The sequence below is a fragment of the Pseudomonas sp. Xaverov 83 genome, from assembly GCF_019352905.1.
In the GTDB taxonomy this organism is placed as follows: Bacteria; Pseudomonadota; Gammaproteobacteria; order Pseudomonadales; family Pseudomonadaceae; genus Aquipseudomonas; species Aquipseudomonas yamanorum.
The window spans coordinates 167,450-186,085 of sequence record NZ_JAAAFU010000002.1 but is presented as its reverse complement, the minus strand read 5'-3'; the positions used below and the strand labels follow the sequence as shown (position 1 = coordinate 186,085).

General features: G+C 61.6%; 17 protein-coding genes and 1 pseudogene. 6 read left to right on the top strand and 12 right to left on the bottom strand.

Going from position 1 to position 18,636, the window contains the following annotated elements; genetic code table 11:
- From K0H47_RS30945 to miaB, 5 genes and pseudogenes are all read right to left on the bottom strand, one after another.
- Window positions 1-598: pseudogene (locus tag K0H47_RS30945) on the bottom strand (apolipoprotein N-acyltransferase); the annotation flags it as partial.
- Between the two features lie 8 nt (window positions 599-606).
- Window positions 607-1,446 (bottom strand): HlyC/CorC family transporter, encoded by an 840-nt coding sequence (locus K0H47_RS01005; RefSeq protein ID WP_003215451.1) that lies wholly within the window; start codon window positions 1,444-1,446, stop codon window positions 607-609.
- Window positions 1,447-1,473: 27 nt separating this feature from the next.
- Window positions 1,474-1,947 (bottom strand): rRNA maturation RNase YbeY, encoded by a 474-nt coding sequence (ybeY, locus tag K0H47_RS01000; RefSeq protein ID WP_017476241.1) that lies wholly within the window; start codon window positions 1,945-1,947, stop codon window positions 1,474-1,476.
- Window positions 1,940-2,941 carry a PhoH family protein gene (locus K0H47_RS00995; RefSeq protein ID WP_003215453.1) on the bottom strand — a complete coding sequence of 334 codons (1,002 nt, stop codon included), beginning with the start codon at window positions 2,939-2,941 and terminating at the stop codon, window positions 1,940-1,942. Before K0H47_RS00995 ends, ybeY begins: the two co-directional genes overlap by 8 nt.
- 237 nt (window positions 2,942-3,178) lie before the next feature.
- On the bottom strand, window positions 3,179-4,507 hold the full coding sequence (gene miaB / locus K0H47_RS00990) for a tRNA (N6-isopentenyl adenosine(37)-C2)-methylthiotransferase MiaB (RefSeq protein WP_003215455.1): 1,329 nt from the start codon (window positions 4,505-4,507) through the stop codon (window positions 3,179-3,181).
- A gap of 132 nt (window positions 4,508-4,639) precedes the next feature.
- Between miaB and K0H47_RS00985 the strand changes: the two genes are divergently transcribed.
- The gene (locus K0H47_RS00985; protein ID WP_003215457.1) at window positions 4,640-4,966 is read left to right on the top strand and encodes a DUF1820 family protein; all 327 of its coding nucleotides are present in this window, start codon (window positions 4,640-4,642) and stop codon (window positions 4,964-4,966) included.
- 40 nt (window positions 4,967-5,006) lie between these two features.
- Here the strand turns inward: K0H47_RS00985 and K0H47_RS00980 are convergent, their stop codons facing one another.
- From K0H47_RS00980 to K0H47_RS00965, 4 genes are all read right to left on the bottom strand, one after another.
- Entirely contained in the window at window positions 5,007-5,573 is a 567-nt protein-coding gene (locus tag K0H47_RS00980; RefSeq protein ID WP_063026921.1) for a tetratricopeptide repeat protein, read from the bottom strand.
- Window positions 5,574-5,798: 225 nt separating this feature from the next.
- A complete protein-coding gene (gene hemL, locus K0H47_RS00975; protein ID WP_063026923.1) occupies window positions 5,799-7,082 on the bottom strand; it encodes a glutamate-1-semialdehyde 2,1-aminomutase in 1,284 nt (427 codons plus the stop codon).
- A gap of 21 nt (window positions 7,083-7,103) precedes the next feature.
- Complete coding sequence (gene thiE / locus K0H47_RS00970; protein WP_017476236.1) at window positions 7,104-7,730, bottom strand: thiamine phosphate synthase; 627 nt, start codon at window positions 7,728-7,730, stop codon at window positions 7,104-7,106.
- An 18-nt stretch (window positions 7,731-7,748) separates the two neighbouring features.
- A complete protein-coding gene (locus K0H47_RS00965; RefSeq protein ID WP_026077821.1) occupies window positions 7,749-8,546 on the bottom strand; it encodes a hydroxymethylpyrimidine/phosphomethylpyrimidine kinase in 798 nt (265 codons plus the stop codon).
- Between the two features lie 286 nt (window positions 8,547-8,832).
- Here K0H47_RS00965 and K0H47_RS00960 point away from each other — a divergent pair, with 286 nt between their 5' ends.
- From K0H47_RS00960 to K0H47_RS00945, 4 genes are all read left to right on the top strand, one after another.
- A complete protein-coding gene (locus K0H47_RS00960; RefSeq protein ID WP_219271765.1) occupies window positions 8,833-11,205 on the top strand; it encodes a 7TM diverse intracellular signaling domain-containing protein in 2,373 nt (790 codons plus the stop codon).
- Between the two features lie 88 nt (window positions 11,206-11,293).
- Complete coding sequence (locus K0H47_RS00955) at window positions 11,294-12,946, top strand: acyl-CoA dehydrogenase family protein (RefSeq protein ID WP_219271764.1); 1,653 nt, start codon at window positions 11,294-11,296, stop codon at window positions 12,944-12,946.
- A gap of 174 nt (window positions 12,947-13,120) precedes the next feature.
- Window positions 13,121-14,620, top strand: a complete 1,500-nt coding sequence (amn, locus tag K0H47_RS00950) for an AMP nucleosidase (RefSeq protein ID WP_172834544.1) — start codon at window positions 13,121-13,123, stop codon at window positions 14,618-14,620.
- Between the two features lie 71 nt (window positions 14,621-14,691).
- Window positions 14,692-15,333, top strand: coding sequence for a pseudouridine synthase (locus K0H47_RS00945; protein WP_257626602.1), 642 nt, complete (start codon window positions 14,692-14,694; stop codon window positions 15,331-15,333).
- Here K0H47_RS00945 and K0H47_RS00940 read toward each other — a convergent pair.
- Both K0H47_RS00940 and K0H47_RS00935 read right to left on the bottom strand, forming a co-directional pair.
- Entirely contained in the window at window positions 15,328-15,537 is a 210-nt protein-coding gene (locus K0H47_RS00940) for a DUF2788 domain-containing protein (protein WP_026077819.1), read from the bottom strand. The two genes, K0H47_RS00945 and K0H47_RS00940, sit on opposite strands and share 6 nt — an antisense overlap.
- Window positions 15,538-15,723: 186 nt before the next feature.
- Window positions 15,724-16,203, bottom strand: a complete 480-nt coding sequence (locus K0H47_RS00935; RefSeq protein ID WP_003194418.1) for an Lrp/AsnC family transcriptional regulator — start codon at window positions 16,201-16,203, stop codon at window positions 15,724-15,726.
- A gap of 414 nt (window positions 16,204-16,617) precedes the next feature.
- Here K0H47_RS00935 and K0H47_RS00930 point away from each other — a divergent pair, with 414 nt between their 5' ends.
- On the top strand, window positions 16,618-17,736 hold the full coding sequence (locus tag K0H47_RS00930) for a DUF6515 family protein (RefSeq protein ID WP_093204786.1): 1,119 nt from the start codon (window positions 16,618-16,620) through the stop codon (window positions 17,734-17,736).
- On the opposite strand, the gene K0H47_RS00925 is transcribed toward K0H47_RS00930, so the two are convergent.
- A complete protein-coding gene (locus K0H47_RS00925) occupies window positions 17,733-18,626 on the bottom strand; it encodes a cation diffusion facilitator family transporter (protein WP_017476230.1) in 894 nt (297 codons plus the stop codon). The two genes, K0H47_RS00930 and K0H47_RS00925, sit on opposite strands and share 4 nt — an antisense overlap.
- Window positions 18,627-18,636 lie beyond the last annotated feature (10 nt).

The following is an 18,636-nucleotide window of genomic DNA, read 5'->3' as shown; positions in this document are numbered from 1 at the left end:
CGGCACCGATGAACAGGTTGCGCTTACCCGCCAGCAGGCGCGGCAGGTTGCAGATCAGGGCGGCGGTCAGCGCCAGGGCAAAGGAAATCAGCCACATGCCACCCAGCGGCGCAAGGCCGGTGAGGGGGCCGTCGAGCTGGCTGTAACCGGAGTAGAGCCAAGGAAAACCGGTGAGGAACCAGCCGCGAAACGCTTCCTGGCCAACCCACAGCGCCGCGAAGGCCAGGGCGTCCGCCAGTGGTGCTTCGTTGCGACGCAGCCAGCGCGCCCACAGCCAGGCGGGCAGGGCAAAGAACCAGGCAATGGCCGCCGTAAACGCCAACATCAGCATGCCAGCCAGCAGTACCGAAGCGCCGCCGAAGTGGTGAATGCTGTAGTAGATCCAGCTGGTACCGGCGCCAAACAGGCCGAAGCCGAAACACCAGCCACGCCACAAGGCCTGGCGTGGTGTCAGTTCACGCAATCCCGCATAAAAGAACCCGACGGCTACCAGCGCAAACGGCCAGAGGTCGAACGGCGCCAGCGCCAGGGTAGTGATGGCGCCGGCCACCACGGCCAGCAGGTTACCGGGCCAGCCGGGTGCAATCATACGGCGCATGTCAGTCCTTAGCGGGCAATAGGTGTCAGGCGAATCAGATGGATCCTGCGGCTATCAGCATTCAGGATGCGGAAGCGGTAAGCACCGATCTCGGTGGTCTCGTTACGTTTTGGCAGATGCCCGAACGCACTCATCACCAGGCCGCCAACGGTATCGAACTCATCGTCGGAGAATTCGCTGTCGAAGAACTCGTTGAAGTTCTCGATCGGCGTCAGGGCCTTGACCAGGAAATCACCGCTGGGCAGCGGCTTGATGTAGCTGTCTTCTTCCACATCGTGTTCGTCTTCGATGTCGCCGACGATCTGTTCCAGCACGTCTTCGATGGTCACGAGGCCGGCCACACCGCCGTATTCGTCGATCACGATGGCCATGTGATTGTGGTTCGCACGAAATTCGCGCAGCAGCACATTCAGGCGCTTGGATTCGGGGACGAAGGTGGCAGGACGCAGCAGGTCCTTGATGTTGAAGCTGTCGCCGTTCTCCTTGAGGATCAGCGGCAGCAGGTCCTTGGCCAACAGGACACCCATGACGTCGTCATGGCTTTCGCCGATCACCGGGTAGCGCGAGTGCGCCGAATCGATAACGGCCGGGAGGAATTCCCGTGGGGTCTGGGTCGCCTTGATGCTGACCATCTGCGAGCGCGGAACCATGATGTCCCGCACTTGCAAGTCAGCGACCTGGATGGCGCCTTCGACGATGGCCAGCGCTTCGCTGTCCAGCAACTTGTTCTGATGTGCCTCGCGCAGCAGCTCCAGCAGCTCCTGGCGGTTTTTCGGCTCGTGGGCAAAGGCCTGGGTGAGTTTCCCCAGCCATGACTTTTGCCCGTTGCTCGATCGGTCTTCGCTCATAGCGATTACTCTAAATCCTTTGTTGTGTCAGTTAGGTGTAGTTTCTATTTCGTCATCTGCATATGGGTCGCGATGACCCAGTTCTGCAAGCAACGTTCGTTCCAGCGCTTCCATTTCTTCGGCTTCGTCATCGTCTATATGGTCGTAACCCAAGAGATGCAAGCAGCCGTGGATGACTAGATGGGCCCAATGGGCCTCAAGTTCCTTGCCCTGTTCCTTCGCTTCACGCTCGACCACTTCGACGCAGATCACCAGGTCGCCCAGCAATGGGATATCCAGCAACTCGTCGGGGACGTCAGCGGGAAAGGACAGCACGTTGGTCGCGTAGTCTTTTTGTCGCCAGGTGTGATTCAGTTCACGGCCTTCGGGCTCGTCCACCAGGCGAATGGTCAGTTCCGAGTCGGCGGTGCGCTGGCGCAGGGCCAGGGCGCACCATTGGCGGAACTGTTCTTCGCTGGGGGCGGGCGCTTCGGTGGCCAGCTGCAGGTCAAGCTCAAGCATCGCGGCGAGTGTCCTTGGCCGGTTGGTCATCGCGGTGTTCGAAGCGCTCGTAGGCTTCGACAATGCGCTGCACCAGCGGGTGACGGACCACGTCTTTGGGCATGAAGTGGGTGAAGCTGATCCCCGGCACATCCTTGAGCACGTCGATCACCTGGGCCAGGCCCGACTTGGTGCCTTTGGGCAGGTCGACCTGGGTGACGTCGCCGGTGATCACTGCGGTGGAGCCGAAGCCGATCCGGGTCAGGAACATCTTCATCTGCTCGACGGTGGTGTTCTGGCTTTCGTCGAGGATGATGAAGCTGTTGTTCAGCGTCCGGCCGCGCATGTAGGCCAGCGGGGCGATCTCGATCACCTGGCGCTCGATCAGCTTGGCCACGTATTCGAAGCCGAGCATCTCGTAGAGCGCGTCGTAGAGCGGGCGCAGGTACGGGTCGATCTTCTGGGCCAGGTCGCCGGGCAAAAAGCCCAGTTTTTCGCCGGCTTCCACCGCCGGGCGCACCAGCAGGATGCGTCGCACCTGCTCACGCTCGAGGGCGTCGACCGCACAGGCCACGGCCAGGTAGGTCTTGCCGGTACCGGCAGGGCCGATGCCGAAGTTGATGTCGTTACCCAGGATCTCTTTGACGTAGCGCTGCTGATTCAAGCCGCGAGGGCGAATCATGCCTTTCTTGGTGCGCAACGCGACGCTGGCTTCGGCTACCGGGTTATTCGCCAGGTCTTCCACGGCGGATTCCTGCAGGTACAGGTGCACCGTTTCCGGCGACAGCTCGCTACCTTTGGTTTCCCGGTAGAGGCGGCGCAGAAGGTTTTCTGCCGAGGTGGTGTGTTGGGGTTCACCAATAAGCTCGAATTGATTCCCGCGGTTGCGGATCTCGATGCTCAGGCGTTGTTCGATCAGGCGCAGGTGCTCGTCGAACTGTCCGCACAGATTGGCGAAACGGCGAGCCTCAAAGGGCTCGAGGAGGAAACGATGTGGTTCTATGGGTGCGTTCAAGGTCGTTTTTAGCCGCCCTGGGGCAATTAAGATGAAATCAAGGATAACGCCAGTGGCGCGGGTACGAAAGCACTTATATAGCCCGGGCCCGCTCTCAAGAACAACGGGGATCCACTGTGGGAGCTGGCTTGCCTGCGATGGGGCCGGCACGGCCGAAATATATGCTGCCTGTTATATCGCAATCGCAGGCAAGCCAGCTCCCACATTTGATCTTCATTTGGCTTGAGAACCGGGATCTCAGTTAATCAGCGAGCCGCGCAGCGAGTGCGGTTGTGCCGCGTCAATGTGCACGTCGGCGAACTGCCCGATCAGTGTCGGATTATCGCAACGGAAGTTGACGATCCGGTTGTTCTCGGTCCGGCCCTGCAATTCGCCAGGGTCTTTTTTCGAGTAGTCGGTCACCAGGATACGCTGGGTCGAGCCCACCATCTGTCGGCTGATCTCGAAGCCTTGTTGGTTGAGGCGATGTTGCAGGGCGTTCAAACGCTCCTTCTTCAACGCTTCCGGGGTTTCGTCGAGCAAGTCAGCCGCCGGAGTGCCCGGGCGCTGGCTGTAGACGAACGAGTAGGAGAAGTCGAAGCCAACGTCTTCGATCAGCTTCATGGTCTGCTGGAAGTCTTTCTCGGTTTCCCCCGGGAAGCCGACGATAAAGTCCGAGCTGATGCAGATCCCCGGCACCGCCGCACGCAATTTGCGCAGTTTGGATTTGTATTCCAGGGCGGTGTGGTTGCGCTTCATCGCCGAGAGGATGCGGTCCGAGCCAGATTGCACTGGCAAGTGCAGGTGTTTGACCAGTTCCGGCACTTCGGCGTGGGCCTGGATCAGGCTGTCGGAGAATTCCAGCGGGTGCGAGGTGGTGTAGCGAATCCGCTCGATCCCATCGACGGCGGCGACTACGCGGATCAACTCCGCGAGGTCCGCCAGGCGCCCGTCATGGGTCTGGCCGCGATAGCCGTTGACGTTCTGCCCCAGCAGGGTCACTTCACGCACGCCGTTCTCGGCCAGGTGAATGATCTCTGCCAGTACGTCGTCGAACGGGCGGCTGACTTCTTCACCGCGGGTGTAGGGCACCACGCAGAAGGTGCAGTACTTGCTGCAGCCTTCCATCACCGACACATAAGCGCTCGGGCCGTCGATACGCGGCTCGGGCAAATGGTCGAACTTTTCGATTTCCGGGAACGAGACGTCGACTTGCGGCAGCTTGGTGATGCGCGCGGCGTCGATCATTTCCGGCAGGCGGTGTAGGGTTTGCGGGCCGAACACCACGTCGACGTACGGTGCGCGGTCGCGAATGGCGGCGCCTTCCTGGCTGGCCACGCAACCGCCGACGGCGATCACCATGTCCGGGTTGGCCAGTTTCAGTTCGCGCCAGCGGCCCAACTGCGAGTAGACCCGGTCCTGGGCTCGCTCGCGGATCGAGCAGGTATTGAGCAGGATCACGTCGGCGTCTTCAGCGCGGGCGGTGACTTCCAGGGCCTGATGTTCACCCAGCAGATCGACCATGCGCGAGCTGTCGTACTCGTTCATCTGGCAACCGTGGGTTTCGATGTAAAGCTTCTTGGCCATGGGGATCGTCAACTGGTGGTAAAGAACCGCGCATTATAGGGGGCATGCCGATAGGTTCCTAGCACTGTGCATCGGACGCCATGCTATAGTTCGCGCCCTCTTTTATATCCCCCGATGTGTTACCCGCCCACCATGACCAAACGTGAAGCTCCAATCTACAAGGTGATTTTCCTTAACCAGGGCCAGGTGTTCGAAATGTACGCCAAGCAGATCTATCAAAGTGATCTGTGGGGCTTCCTGGAAGTGGAAGAGTTCGTCTTTGGCGAGCGCACACAGCTGGTCGTCGACCCGGGCGAGGAAAAACTCAAGGCTCAGTTCGAGGGCGTGGTGCGCAGTTTTGTGCCGATGCATTCGATCGTGCGCATCGATGAAGTCGAGCGCCTGGGCACGCCGAAAATCAGCGAAGCCCGTGGCATGAGCAATGTCATGCCGTTTCCGATGCCGATGCCTGAGAAGTAAGAGCGCTGAACCTTCCCATGCGGGGCATGGGAGCAATCAATCAGCGTGAAGGATCCGGCAGTGGCGAAAATGGCGAGCTGCCATCTGCGCTCTGCAGTTCCTGCAGGTAGTTGCGGAAAATCTGTCCCAGTACCTGGGTTGCCACTTCCAGTTCGTCCCGCTGCATGTGTTCGGCCACTTCATCGGCCGTGTCCAGCGCATCTTCGGCGCCGTTGACCGCCGCCATTTTCAGCACGATATACGCCTGAACGTTATTGGCCGGTACGCCTTCGCCGTGGAAAAACATGGTGCCCAGCTGGAATTGCGCCTGGGCGTGGCCCTGCAACGAGGCTTTCTCGAAGTAGCTCAAGGCCTTGTTGAGGTCGCGTGCGGGGTTTTTACTGTCGTAGAAGTACTCGCCCAACTCGTATTGTGCCTGCGCATCCCCACCGTCGGCCTGTTTCTGGCACGCGCTCAGGGCTTCGGCCTGGCTTTCTGGCTGGGTATTGAGGGTGCAACGACCCATCGCTGGGATTAACAACGAGTTGCCGCCTGCCTGGGCAAACGCCAGCAGCGGCTGAAGGAGCAACAGGCAGCCCAGAACCAGGGTGCGGCCGGTGCGTTTCATGGGAATCGACTTACCTCTGACGGGGCGCGGGACCCACGGGGGGATCCAATAAGCGCGCATTATGAAATAAGCAGGCACCTGCTTACAAAGTCTTTACTCGTTTTTCTGCTGCGTGGGCAAGTTATCTGCCGGATTGCAGGTGAATTCTCGAAAAAAGACGGAAATGCCTGTAAGCAAAGTAGCAAATCTGACGCCGCCAGGGGCGACGTCGGATTTTTGCGCCGCTTATTTCAAGGCGGCGAAGGCGCGCTCGGCGGCATCGAGGGTCAGTTTCAGCTCGGCATCACCGTGGGCGATCGAGGTGAAGCCGGCTTCAAAAGCGCTCGGGGCGAGGTACACGCCACCTTCCAGCATCAGATGGAAGAAGCGCTTGAACAGGTCGGCATCGCTGCCCATCACGTCGTCGAAGGTGACGATGTCGTCAGCGCCGCTGAAGTACAGGCCGAACATGCCGCCCGCCTGGGTGGTCACGAACGGAATGCCGGCCGCATCGGCGCGCTGTTGCAGGCCGTCCAGCAGGCGAGTGGTGTAGTCGGTCAGCTCGGCGTGGAAGCCCGGGCGGCTGATCAGGCGCAGGGTGGTCAGGCCGGCGGCCATGGCCAGCGGGTTACCCGATAGGGTGCCTGCTTGGTACACCGGGCCCAGCGGCGCGATGTGCTGCATGATTTCGCGCTTGCCGCCGAAGCAGCCCACCGGCATGCCGCCACCGATGATCTTGCCGAAGGTGCTCAGATCCGGCGTGACGCCGTAGTAAGCCTGGGCGCCGCCGAGAGCAACGCGGAAGCCGGTCATCACTTCATCAAAAATCAGTACCACGCCGTGCTTGTCGCACTGTTCCCGCAGGCCTTCCAGAAAGCCCGGCGCCGGCGGTACGCAGTTCATGTTGCCGGCCACTGGCTCGACGATGATGCACGCCACTTCCTGGCCGACTTCGCTGAGCATCTGCTCGACGGCAGCGATGTCGTTGAACGGCAGGGTCAGGGTGTGTTTGGCAAACGCGGCGGGTACACCGGCGGAACTCGGTACGCCCTGGGTCAGCGCGCCGGAGCCGGCCTTGACCAGCAGGCTGTCGGAGTGGCCGTGGTAGCAGCCTTCGAACTTGATGATGCTGTCGCGACCGGTAAACCCACGGGCCAGGCGAATCGCACTCATGGTGGCTTCGGTGCCGGAGCTGACCATCCGCACCATCTCCATGGACGGCACGATGGAACAGACCAGGTCGGCCATCTCGGTTTCCATGGCGGTCGGTGCGCCATAGGACAAGCCGTGTTGCAGCTGCTGGCGCACCGCGTCCAGCACGTCCGGATGGCTGTGGCCGAGGATCATCGGGCCCCACGAACCCACGTAGTCGACGTAGCGCTTGTCATCTTCGTCGGTGACGTAGGCGCCTTCGGCGTGTTTGAAGAACAGCGGGGTGCCGCCAACGCTCTTGAACGCTCGCACGGGGGAGTTCACACCGCCGGGGATGTGTTTCTGGGCATTGGCGAACAGGGTTTCGGAACGGGACATGATCGGGCTCTCTGAAATCGATTATTGAGGCTTGAGCAATTCGTTGAAGGCACGGGCGCGGCGTGTGACTTCCTGGGTGCTGTCGGCACCAAACAGGCCGTGGACTACCGCCAGCAGGTCGGCACCGTGGGCTACCAATGGCTCGGCGTTTTCCAGGGTGATGCCGCCGATCACGCAGATCGGCAGGTGCAACCGCGCGCGGGCCTGGGCCAGCAGTTCAACGGTGGCAGCCGGCGCGCCGGGCTTGGTGTTGGAGTTGAAGAAACGGCCGAAGGCGACGTAACTGGCGCCCTCCTTGGCAGCCTGCTCGGCCAGTTCTATCTGGCTGTGGCAGGTGGAACCGATGATCGCCTTGGAGCCCAACAGCGCACGGGCCGGGGTCAGCGGGCCGTCGGTCTGGCCCAGGTGCACGCCGACGCCGAGGCGCGCGGCCAGTTCGGCGTCATCGTTGATGATCAGTTGCGTCTTGTAGCGCGAGCACAGTTCCCGCAGTTTTTCGGCTTCCCGCAGGCGGCGCGCTTCGTCGCTGCTTTTATCGCGGTATTGCAGCAGGGTCACGCCACCGTCCAACGCCGCTTCGACGTAGGCCAGGAACTTGCCGGCCAACAGTTGGCTGTCGGTAATGGCATAAAGGCCACGTAGTTTCATCGGGCAGGCCTCTTGGTGTTACGAGCAGAAATCCAACGGCAGACGACGAGGCACGAATTGCCCCTGGCCGAGTTGTTCAGCGTCACGCAGGGTGCGCCAAGTGTAGTTGAGGGCCGATTGCACCGCGCTGACCAAACCTTCGCCTTGTGCCAAACGACCGGCCAGCGCGCTGGCCAGGGTGCAGCCGGAACCGTGATAGCTGCCGGGCAGGCGCTGGCAGGTAAAGGTCTGGTGCGTGCCGTCGCGGCTGTAGAGACGGTTGTGCACTTCGTGCTCGTCGCCATGGCCGCCGGTGATCAGCAGGTGCTTGATGAAAGGCAGCAGTTTCGCGGCGCACTCGTCCGCCGAGCCTTCGGGCAGTTCGGCGAGGATGCGGGCTTCGGGCAGGTTCGGCGTGGCAATCAGCGACAGCGGCAACAGCCGCTCGCGCATGGCGTAGCCAACTTCGTCCTTGCCCAGGCTGCCGCCGCCGCCGGCGCGCAGCACCGGGTCGCAGACCACTGGCAAATGCGGGTGCGCCTTGAGCAACTCGACCACGGTGTCGACCATTTCCAGGGAACCGAGCATGCCCAGTTTGACGGCCGCCACTTCGGAATCGCCGAGCACGGCGTTGGCCTGGGCCAGCACCCACTCGCGGTCCAGCACGCGGAAATCGCTGACGTTGACGGTGTTCTGCACGGTCAACGCGGTGACGGCCGGGGCCGCATGGCAACCCTGGGCGAGCAGGGCTTCGATATCTGCCTGCAAGCCGGCGCCACCACTGGGATCATGGCCGGAGAGACAGAGGACAACGGGGCGAGAGCTGTAGATATTCATGGTGCGCGAGCTTACCACCAAACGCTTTTTGGGTGGCTGTCGGGCGATGGTTGAATTTTTAACGGATGAACAGGCTGAAATGGCTGTTTGCTATCATCGTAGAAAGCAGGTCAAATGCTCTGTAATGCCCGCTCTAGAGCCTTTCAAAAAATTATTTCAATGGTGTCTTTTGGCCTGTAATGGCTATGCTAGAGTGGATTAAAACCAATAACTGTATCGCCGGTATACGTCTACTCAAAAGGAATGGAGGCTTTTGACATAACCGGACAGGTCACGCTGGGGCTCTATGCGCTATTTGCTGATGTTACTGTTGAGCGGGCTGCCGATGCTGGCCGGCGCAGTCGAGTTCAACGAGTCCACCTCCCGCCTGCCCCTGGGCCAAGTGATGCAAGTCCTTGAAGACCCAACGGGTGCCCTGACGATTGGCGATATCAGCTCCCCGATCCTGGCCAGCCGCTTCAAACCCCATGACAAAGCCACCCTGAATGCTGGTTATTCGCGCTCGGTGTTCTGGCTCAAGATCGACCTTCATTACCGTCCCAAAAACCCGGATGCCTCGCGCAACTGGCTGCTGGAACTGGCCTATCCGCCGCTGAACCAACTGGAGCTGTACCAGCCCGACAGCGTCGGCAACTATCGACTGGTGTCGCGCACCGGCAGCATCCTGCCGTTTTCCAGCCGCGAAATTCGTCAGAGCAACTACCTGTTCAAGCTCGACTTTGCGCCGGACCAACGAGAAACCCTATACCTGCGCCTGCAAAGCCAGGGCTCGATCCAGGCGCCGCTGACCCTCTGGTCGACCACCGCGTACCTCGAAGAACAGCCATTGCGCCTCTATGTGCTGGGTGTGATCTACGGCGTGTTGCTTGGCATGCTGATCTACAACCTGTTCATCTACCTGAGCGTGCGCGACACCAGCTATCTCTATTACATCCTTTATATCGCCTCGTTCGGCCTGTATCAGCTGTCGGTCAACGGCGTGGCCGTGCAGTACTTCTGGCCCAACAACCCATGGTGGGCGAATGCGGCGGTGCCGTTCCTGATCGGTTCGGCGGCGCTGTTCGGCAGCCTGTTTGCCCGCAGCTTCCTGCACACCGCGCTTTACAGCCGCTGGATCAACCGGCTGCTGGTGGCGCTGGCCGTCTGCGGCGCGGGAGTGATGGTGCTGGCGCTGTTCACCAGCTATGCGCTGGCGTTGCGCCTGGCCACCGGGTTGGCGCTGGTGTTCACCGTGACCATCTTTGTGGCAGCCATCAAGGCCTGGTATTGCGGCCAGCGGATGGCGCGCTATTTCATCATCGCCTGGACCGCGTTCCTGTTGGGCGGTGTGGTCAATACCATGATGGTCCTGGGCTACCTGCCCAATGTGTTTCTCACGATGTACGCCAGCCAGATCGGCTCGGCACTCGAAGTGGCCTTGCTGTCCCTGGCCCTGGCCGACCGGATCAATTCGATGCGCGAGCAACAGGCGCAAATCCTGTTTGATGCCAGCCAGAAGCTCGAAGTGCTCAACACGCAACTGGCTCGCAGCAACCAGCTCAAGGACGAATTCCTCGCCACCTTGACCCACGAATTGCGCACTCCGATGAACGGCGTGATCGGCTCCCTGGAGTTGATGCAGACCGAGCCGCTGCCGGGTGACCTTGCGCAGTACCATCAAACCGCCGCTGGTGCGGCGCGCGAGATGATGCGCATGGTCAACGGCATCCTCACCCTCACCGAATTGCAGGCCGGGCGCCTTAGCCCGCAACCCCAGGTGTTCAGCCTGCGCGGGTTGCTCGACACCTTGCGCCAGCAGTTTGCGGCCAGCGCCCAGAGCAAGGGCCTGGAGTTCTCCATTGATCTGGCGGAGGACCTGCCGGACCGCATCAACACTGACGCCGGCAAGCTGGCGCAATGCCTGGATTGCCTGTTGGACAATGCCTTCAAGTTCACCCACGAGGGTTCGGTACGTGTGCGGGTAGTTGGCGTGCCCCAGGCGGACGGAGCCCTGCGCCTGACCTTTATTGTTACCGACACCGGCATCGGTTTCGCCTACCTCGATGAAGCGACCCTCTATCAGCGCTTCTTCCAGCTCGATGGCTCGACCACTCGCCGATACGGCGGCATGGGTATTGGCCTGGCGATCTGCCGGCAATTGATCGAGTTGCTCGGAGGCCGCCTTACGCATAATTCCGAGCCGCGGCGCGGCAGTCGCTTCCAGCTGGAACTTGCCGTCAGCCCGGTGCAACCTGAGCCCGTGCGACGAGTGCCGCAGGCACAACGTACGCCTCAGGAGTGCACGGTGTTGCTGGTGGACGACAACAGCGTGGCGCAATTGGTGGTGCGCGGCATGTTGCTCAAGCTCGGCTACCGCGTGAAAACCGTCGACAACGGACCGGCCGCCCTGGCGCTGTTGCAGAGTGACACCTTTGATGCGGTGCTGCTGGATGTGCCGGAAGGCGGGTTCTCGCTGTGCTGCCAGATCCGTGCATTGCCCGGCTGTGGCGAGTTGCCGGTGATCGCCTTGAGTACCTCCTTGCAAGCCCCGGAGCGTGAGAGCTGCCATGGTGTAGGTGTCACTGACCGAGTGGCCAAGCCAGTGCGCTTTGAGGCCTTGCAGCAGGTGCTGCAACTGCGGTTGTTGCACATGGTTGAGGGTGAAAGCGCCGCCACTTAGGCGCTTATGCCACTTTTTTAACCCGGTTGACGGTGCTTAACTGAAATTCAGGCCTCAATGAACGTGGCCTTTTTTCAGGAGGCCCGCCATGAACCTGCACTCGTTCGCCGAAACCCACGACGTCACCAACCAGCCACCGTCCCTGGACGGCACCAACCTGTACCGTATCGATTTGCCCCTGCGAGAATGGTCCCGGCGCTTTGGTGCCGGCTGGGCCGAGCAGCGTATCGATACCTACGGTGCTTTGGCGGGCGGGCCGCTGATGGAGGCCGGTTTTCTGGCCAACCAGAACAAGCCGGTGTTCAACAGCCACGACCGTTTTGGCCATCGTATCGACCTGGTGGAATTTCATCCGGCCTACCATGAGCTGATGCGCACCGCCGTCGAGCATGGCCTGCCTTCGCTTCCGTGGGCCCATCCGCAATCCGGCGCCCATGTGGCCCGTGCGGCGATGACCTACCTGCACAGCCAGGCCGAGGCCGGCACCGGCTGCCCGCTGACCATGACCTTCGCCTGCGTGCCGGCCCTGCGCCTGCAGCCGGACCTGGCTGAAACCTGGCTGCCGAAAATTCTCGCCACCGAATACGACCCGCGCAACGTCGGCATCGCCCACAAGGCCGGCGCCACCATTGGCATGGCCATGACCGAGAAACAGGGCGGCACCGACGTGCGCGCCAACACCACCCGTGCTTACCCGGTAGGTGCCGGCGGCCCGGGCCAGGCGTATGAGTTGGTGGGGCACAAGTGGTTCTGCTCGGCACCGATGTGCGATGGCTTCCTGACCCTGGCCCAGACCGACAAGGGCCTGACCTGTTTCCTGCTGCCCCGGCACCGCCCGGATGACACCCGCAACGAGTTCTACATCCAGCGCCTGAAAAACAAACTCGGCAACTGCTCTAACGCTTCCAGCGAAGTGGAGTTTCGTGGCGCGCTGGCCTGGATGATCGGCGAAGAAGGCCGCGGCGTACCGACCATTATCGAAATGGTGGCCATGACCCGTTTCGATTGCATGGTCGGCTCCAGCGCCTTGATGCGCCAGGCGCTGACCCAGGCCAGCCATCATTGTGCCCACCGCCTGGTGGGCGGCCGGGTGCTCAGCGAGCAACCACTGATGCAAAACGTACTGGCCGACCTGGCCCTGGAAAGCGAAGCGTCCCTGGCCTTGAGCATGCGCATGGGCCGCGCGCTGGACCATCTGGATAACGAACAGGAAGCCAAATTCGCCCGTCTGGTAACGGCGGTGGGCAAGTATTGGATCTGCAAACGCGCCCCGGCGATGATCAACGAAGCCGCCGAGTGCATGGGCGGGGCCGGGTATGTGGAGGACAGCATCCTGCCGCGCCTATACCGTGAGGCACCGGTCAACTCCACGTGGGAAGGTTCCGGCAATGTGCAGTGCCTGGATGTGCTGCGGGCCTTGTCGAAAGAACCGGGCGTGCTGGAGGCGCTGTTTGTCGAGCTGGGGGATGGTCATGGTCACAAGCACTTGGCGCGGCACATCGAGCAGTTGAAGTCGGCCTTTATGGACACCCAGGACATCCAGTACCGTGCCCGACAACTGACCGAGGACATTGCCGTGGCGTTGCAGGCCAAGTTGTTGCTGGAGGCGGGTAATGCCAGTGTGAGTGATGGTTTTATCGCCAGCCGACTGGGTGAGTCGTCTGGCCGGGTCTATGGCACCTTGCCGCGCGGTGTGAATGTGGAAGCGATTGTCGCGCGCTCGACACCTCCTTTTTCCTGAACAAACACGGTCAAAATGTGGGAGCGGGCTTGCTCGCGAAGGCGGTGGATCAGCCAATACATGTGCTGACTGACCTACCGCTTTCGCGAGCAAGTCGAATCGTCGCACCGCCGCTCCCACATTATTGATCGCATTCCAATTCCGGTGTTCCAGTGCGCCAGGGATACAGGCAAGATGAAGGCCTGCAAGTCAGAACACAGGATGCTTACCGTGACCGAAGCTTTTGTTGTCGTTCAAACCGCCGAAGAAGCCGTGGATCGGCTGGCGGCTCTCCATGAGCGTGCCACTGGCGCGCTCAATCAAGCCCTCAAGCGCTACCTTAAAGACCGCGTCGAGCCCGACGCCGAACAACGTGCGATGTTTCGTTACCCGGAACTGCGCCTGACCTACCTGGTGCAGGGCGAAGTCCCACAGACCACCCGCGCGTATGCCAAGGTCCAGTTGCCGGGGACCTACAGCGTCACCGTCACCCATCCATCAGCCTTCCGCAAATACTTGCTGGAGCAACTGGTGCCGTTGATGCATGACTTCACCGTGACGGTGGAAGTGGGCGTCAGCCAGCAAAACATTCCCTACCCGTACGTGGTGGAGCAGGGCGATGAACTTGCCGGCTCCGGCGTGACCGCCGCCACGCTGGCGCGGGTGTTCCCGAGTACCGACCTGTCTGCCGCCACCGATGGCATCGCCGACGGCCTGTACGACTGGGAAAACACCGATCCGCTGCCATTGGCGCTGTTCGATGCCGCCCGTGTCGATTTCTCCCTACGTCGCTTGGTGCATTACACCGGCAGCGACTGGCGCCATGTGCAGCCGTGGATTTTGCTGACCAACTACCACCGCTACGTTGACCAGTTCATCGTGCATGGCCTGGAACAGCTGCGCAGCGACCCGCGCTTTATCCGCATGGTGCTGCCGGGCAACGTGATCATCGACAAGAGCATGGACCACGGCGAAGCATCTGCTATCGCCGCGGGCGTGGTCTGGCACCGCTACCAGATGCCGGCCTACCACTTGCAGGCCAGCGATGGCCACGGTGTCACCCTGGTGAACATCGGCGTCGGCCCGTCCAACGCCAAGAACATCACTGACCACCTGGCCGTACTGCGCCCGCATTGCTGGCTGATGATTGGTCACTGCGGCGGCTTGCGCCAATCCCAGACCATCGGCGACTACGTGCTGGCTCACGCCTACATGCGTCGCGACGGGATTCTCGACCGGGTCGTGCCGCCGAATATCCCGATCCCGGCCCTGGCCGAAGTGCAGATGGCCTTGCAGCAAGCGGCAGCCAACGTCACCGGCGAGAAAGGCGAGGAGCTGAAAAAGCGCCTGCGCACCGGCACCGTGTTGACCTACGACGACCGCAACTGGGAGCTGCGTTGGGCCCAGGAGCGTCCGCTGATCAACCTGTCCCGCGCCGTGGCCGTGGACATGGAAAGCGGCACCATCGCTGCCCAGGGCTACCGCCTGCGGGTGCCGTACGGCACGTTGTTGTGTGTGTCGGACAAACCGCTGCACAGCGAGATCAAGCTGCCAGGTTCGGCCAACGCGTTCTATGAGCGTGCGGTCAGCCAGCACTTGAAGATCGGCATCGAGGCGGTGGATCTGTTGCGCACCGAACTCAACTCGCTGCACTCGCGCAAACTACGCAGCTTCGACGAGCCGCCGTTCCGCTAAACGGTTGGGATGGTTATTTAACGGTCAGGCCACTAGCATTGTCGGTCCTGACCGTTAGATGTTCCTTTGCCATGTCCCGTCCTGCCCGTCCCGTTTCCCGCCGCCCTGGTGTGAAAAGTCCGCAAACCTCGTCAGCCCCGCGTCGTGTCGCCAAGGCACCACCGGCCGAGCCCAAGTTGATCCTGTTCAATAAACCCTTCGATGTACTGACCCAGTTCAGCGACGAAGGCGGGCGCGCGACCCTCAAGGATTTCGTCGACATCCCCGGTATTTACCCGGCCGGACGCCTGGACCGTGACAGTGAAGGCCTGTTGCTGCTGACCAATGACGGGCAGTTGCAGGCGCGCATCGCGGACCCCAAGCACAAGCTGGCGAAAACCTATTGGGTGCAGGTGGAAGGCGAGCCGACCGAGGAACAGCTGCAACGCCTGCGCGACGGCGTGGAACTCAACGACGGCATGACCCTGCCCGCCGAAGCCCGACAACTGGACGAGCCACAGTTATGGCCGCGCAACCCGCCGGTGCGGTTTCGCAAAAGCGTGCCCACCTATTGGCTGGAGTTGGTGATTCGGGAAGGGCGTAACCGCCAGGTGCGGCGCATGACGGCCGCGGTTGGTTTGCCGACGTTGCGTCTGGTGCGGGTGCGCATTGGCGACTGGTCGATCGACGGCCTGGATCAAGGCCAATGGAAGGAAGTGCCGGCGCGCTTATAAGGCGCCGGACTCGATCAGGCCGATGACCACGCTCTTGATGATGAACGCGGCGACGCCCAGGCCCAGCACGAAGAACAGGATCATCGAGCCAAAGCGCCCGGCCTTGGATTTCTTCGCCAGGTCCCAGACGATAAAGCCCATGAAAATGATCAGGATGCTGACCAGGCCGGTCATCATCCATTCTTCAAACACGGCGGGATCAATCGAGTTCATTGGGTGGTTTCCGGCTGGGGCAGGCGCCGATTATACGCCAGGGCAATCGGCGCGACATTGACCTGCGTCGGTCTGTGGGAGCTGGCTTGCCTGCGATTGCATCACCTCGGTGTCTCGGAAAGACCGAGTCGTTTGCATCGCAGGCAAGCCAGCTCCCACATTTGTTCCGCGCTAGCCTTAAGTGCGCAAGTGGGTCAGCGGCAACTCGGTGCTGTTGAGCACCTGGTTCAGCACAAAGCTTGAGCGCACGCTGGTGACGCCTTCGATGCGGGTCAGGTGCCCCAGCAGCAGTTTCTGGTAGTGATCCATGTCTGGCACCACCACCTTCAGTTGATAGTCGGCGTCCATCCCGGTCACGAGGCTGCACTCCAGCACTTGCGGCAAGGTGCGGATGGCGGCTTCGAAGTTCTCGAAACGCTCGGGTGTGTGTCGGTCCATGCCGATCAGTACGTAGGCCGTGAGACTCAGGCCGAGCATCTTGCGGTCGAGCAAGGCGACCTGGCGGGCGATGTAGCCGTCGTCTTCCAATTGCTTGACCCGGCGTGAGCACGGCGAAGGCGACAGGCCGATCCGCTCGGCCAACTCCTGGTTGGAGATCCTCGCGTCGCGCTGCAATTCCGCCAAAATACTCAGGTCGTATCGGTCAAGTTTGCTCATGGGGCTGGCCTTTGTCGTAACTATTGCGGCGAATTATCTATCCAGGGTTAAAAATTGCGCAAGCACTGTTTATTGACGCAATCTTCGCAATCATCTGCCCGGGCCTGGCGCGTAAAGTTATCAACAGAATCACCGCCCGGACATACAGTCCACTGCAGCCCGCTCATACCGCCGGCTGCGGCCGCCAACCCCACAGGGTTGCCCCGGCCCCCGGGCTGCACACTGTCCACAAGACGGCGTGAGGTGAGCCAACGTCAAAAGCGTTGAGCCAGGACGAAGTTCTCAAGGGGCGGCCGACGGGTCGCCCCTTTTTATTGCCTGCGAAAATACTTCTCGTGACTGATAACCTGTCGCAGAACCGGGCCCCGGTTTTCCAGTCTTACGTGTAGGCCCTAATCCGCAGTGAGGAATAGCATGAAGCGCATCTGGCGTTTGGCAGGTGTTGGTTTGCTGATGGTCACCGTTGGTGCGCAAGTGATGGCCGACGAACAGCCACGCCCTGAAGGCGGTGGCCAGCATGAAAAAGGCCCGGAAGGGCATCCAGGCAATAATCAGCCTCGGCCGCAGAACAACCAGCCTCGACCGCAAAATAATCAACCGCGTCCCGAAGCCCCTCGTCCCGAGAACAATCAGCCGCGTCCGCAGAACCCGCATTTCGAAAATAATCAGCCACGGCCGCAGAATGAGCATTTTGAGCGGCCTAATGGGGGTGGCCAGTGGCAAGGTCGCCCGCAAGGCAACCAGCAGCAACCCCCGCACCCGGCACCTCAGCCGGCGAATAACCTGCCGATTCAGGGGCGCCCGGATACCGTGCGCCAGACCCAGGAACCACGTCCCGGCAACTATCAGGACATTCCGCGTCGCAACGATGGCAATCAGCATTGGCAGGCCGGCAATGGTGGCCAGGGTGGCCCCGGCCGGCCCGGCTTCAATGGCGGTGGCAATAACCATCCCAACGATCACCGCTGGCCAGGTCGCCCCGACGGGCACGGCAATGGCTGGGGGCCCGGCCCGCAATACCGTCCTGGTTATATCGTCGACCGCTTCCCCGACCGCAATTACCGCGTGCCGTATCGTGGCCAGGACTACTTTTTCTCGGGTGGCTACTGGTATCGCCCACAAGGCCCGCGCTATGTCGTAGTGGCGCCGCCTTACGGGATCCGCGTGCAATACCTGCCGGACTACGCGCGGGAAGTATGGGTAGGCAGTGCGCTGTTTTTCCTCGCCGCCGGAGCCTATTACACCTACGAAGAAAGCACTCAGCAGTACGTGGTGGTTGAGCCTCCGCCTGCCGCGCCAGCGCCGCAGCCAGTGCCCCAGGGCAATGGTTATGACGTGGTGGCTTACCCGGCCAACGGCCAGTCACCGGCGCAAGTCCAGCAAGATGGTTACGACTGCTATCGCTGGGCCGTGCAACAAAGTGGTTTTGACCCGAGAACCGTCACCTACGCGCCAGACCCGGCCGTGGTGCAAACCTACCGCCAGGCACAGGGCAACTGCCTGAGCAGTCGCGGGTATCAGGTGCAGTACTAGGGCTTCTCGCCCTTGACCACTTCCTGCGGGTCGGCGTGCACCAGCACCTCGGCTCGCGGGTAGGCTTTGTGGATGGCATCGGCGGCCTGGTCGCTGATGCCGTGCGCCACGGACAGACTCAATTCCCCCGGTAACTCCAGGTGCAACTGCACAAACCAGTGGTTGCCGGAAATCCGTGTGCGCAAGTCATGGGCACCCAGTACGCCGGGCACGTTGCACGCCAGCTCCAACATGTGCTGGCTGACATCCGGCGGCAGTTCCTCGTCCATCAACACCGAAAAACTTTCCCGGGCGATCTGGATGGCGCTCCACAAGATGTAGGCCGCGATGCCCAGGCCGAACCAGGCGTCCACCTGGTGAAAACCGAATGCCGCCATCACCAGCGCCACCAGGATACTGCCGTTAAGCATCATGTCTGAGCGGTAGTGCAGCGAGTCGGCGCGGATGGCGTTGGAGCCGGTTTCGCGGATCACCCGGTGTTGCAGGATCAGCAGCGCCGCGGTCAGCGCCAGGGACAGAATGATCACGCCGATGCTCAGCCACGGCGCGCCCACAGGTTCCGGATGCTGCAGGCGCTGGAACGCCTGGAAGGCGATCAACACCGCACTGCCGGCGATAAACAGTGCCTGCGCCATACCCGCCAGGGACTCCGCTTTGCCGTGGCCATAACGGTGATCGTCATCGGCCGGGCGCAACGCGTAGTGCACTGCCAGCAAGTTGAGCAGCGAGGTGATGCCGTCGAGCAGCGAGTCGGTCAGCCCGGCGAGCATGCTCACCGAGCCGCTGAGCCACCAGGCGATGGCCTTGGTCACAATCAGCACGCAGGCCACGCCGACAGAAGCGCGGGTGGCCAGGCGCAACAGCCGGGCGTGTTCGGGACTGGTGGTCATGGGGTCAGTC

Coding starts and splice junctions, on each gene's coding strand:
- K0H47_RS01005 (WP_003215451.1), bottom strand. CDS start 1,446: ATGAGCGAAGACCGATCGAGCAACGGGCAAAAGTCATGGCTGGGGAAA.
- ybeY (WP_017476241.1), bottom strand. CDS start 1,947: ATGCTTGAGCTTGACCTGCAGCTGGCCACCGAAGCGCCCGCCCCCAGC.
- miaB (WP_003215455.1), bottom strand. CDS start 4,507: ATGGCCAAGAAGCTTTACATCGAAACCCACGGTTGCCAGATGAACGAG.
- K0H47_RS00985 (WP_003215457.1), top strand. CDS start 4,640: ATGACCAAACGTGAAGCTCCAATCTACAAGGTGATTTTCCTTAACCAG.
- K0H47_RS00980 (WP_063026921.1), bottom strand. CDS start 5,573: ATGAAACGCACCGGCCGCACCCTGGTTCTGGGCTGCCTGTTGCTCCTT.
- hemL (WP_063026923.1), bottom strand. CDS start 7,082: ATGTCCCGTTCCGAAACCCTGTTCGCCAATGCCCAGAAACACATCCCC.
- thiE (WP_017476236.1), bottom strand. CDS start 7,730: ATGAAACTACGTGGCCTTTATGCCATTACCGACAGCCAACTGTTGGCC.
- K0H47_RS00965 (WP_026077821.1), bottom strand. CDS start 8,546: ATGAATATCTACAGCTCTCGCCCCGTTGTCCTCTGTCTCTCCGGCCAT.
- K0H47_RS00960 (WP_219271765.1), top strand. CDS start 8,833: ATGCGCTATTTGCTGATGTTACTGTTGAGCGGGCTGCCGATGCTGGCC.
- K0H47_RS00955 (WP_219271764.1), top strand. CDS start 11,294: ATGAACCTGCACTCGTTCGCCGAAACCCACGACGTCACCAACCAGCCA.
- amn (WP_172834544.1), top strand. CDS start 13,121: ATGAAGGCCTGCAAGTCAGAACACAGGATGCTTACCGTGACCGAAGCT.
- K0H47_RS00945 (WP_257626602.1), top strand. CDS start 14,692: ATGTCCCGTCCTGCCCGTCCCGTTTCCCGCCGCCCTGGTGTGAAAAGT.
- K0H47_RS00935 (WP_003194418.1), bottom strand. CDS start 16,203: ATGAGCAAACTTGACCGATACGACCTGAGTATTTTGGCGGAATTGCAG.
- K0H47_RS00930 (WP_093204786.1), top strand. CDS start 16,618: ATGAAGCGCATCTGGCGTTTGGCAGGTGTTGGTTTGCTGATGGTCACC.
- K0H47_RS00925 (WP_017476230.1), bottom strand. CDS start 18,626: ATGACCACCAGTCCCGAACACGCCCGGCTGTTGCGCCTGGCCACCCGC.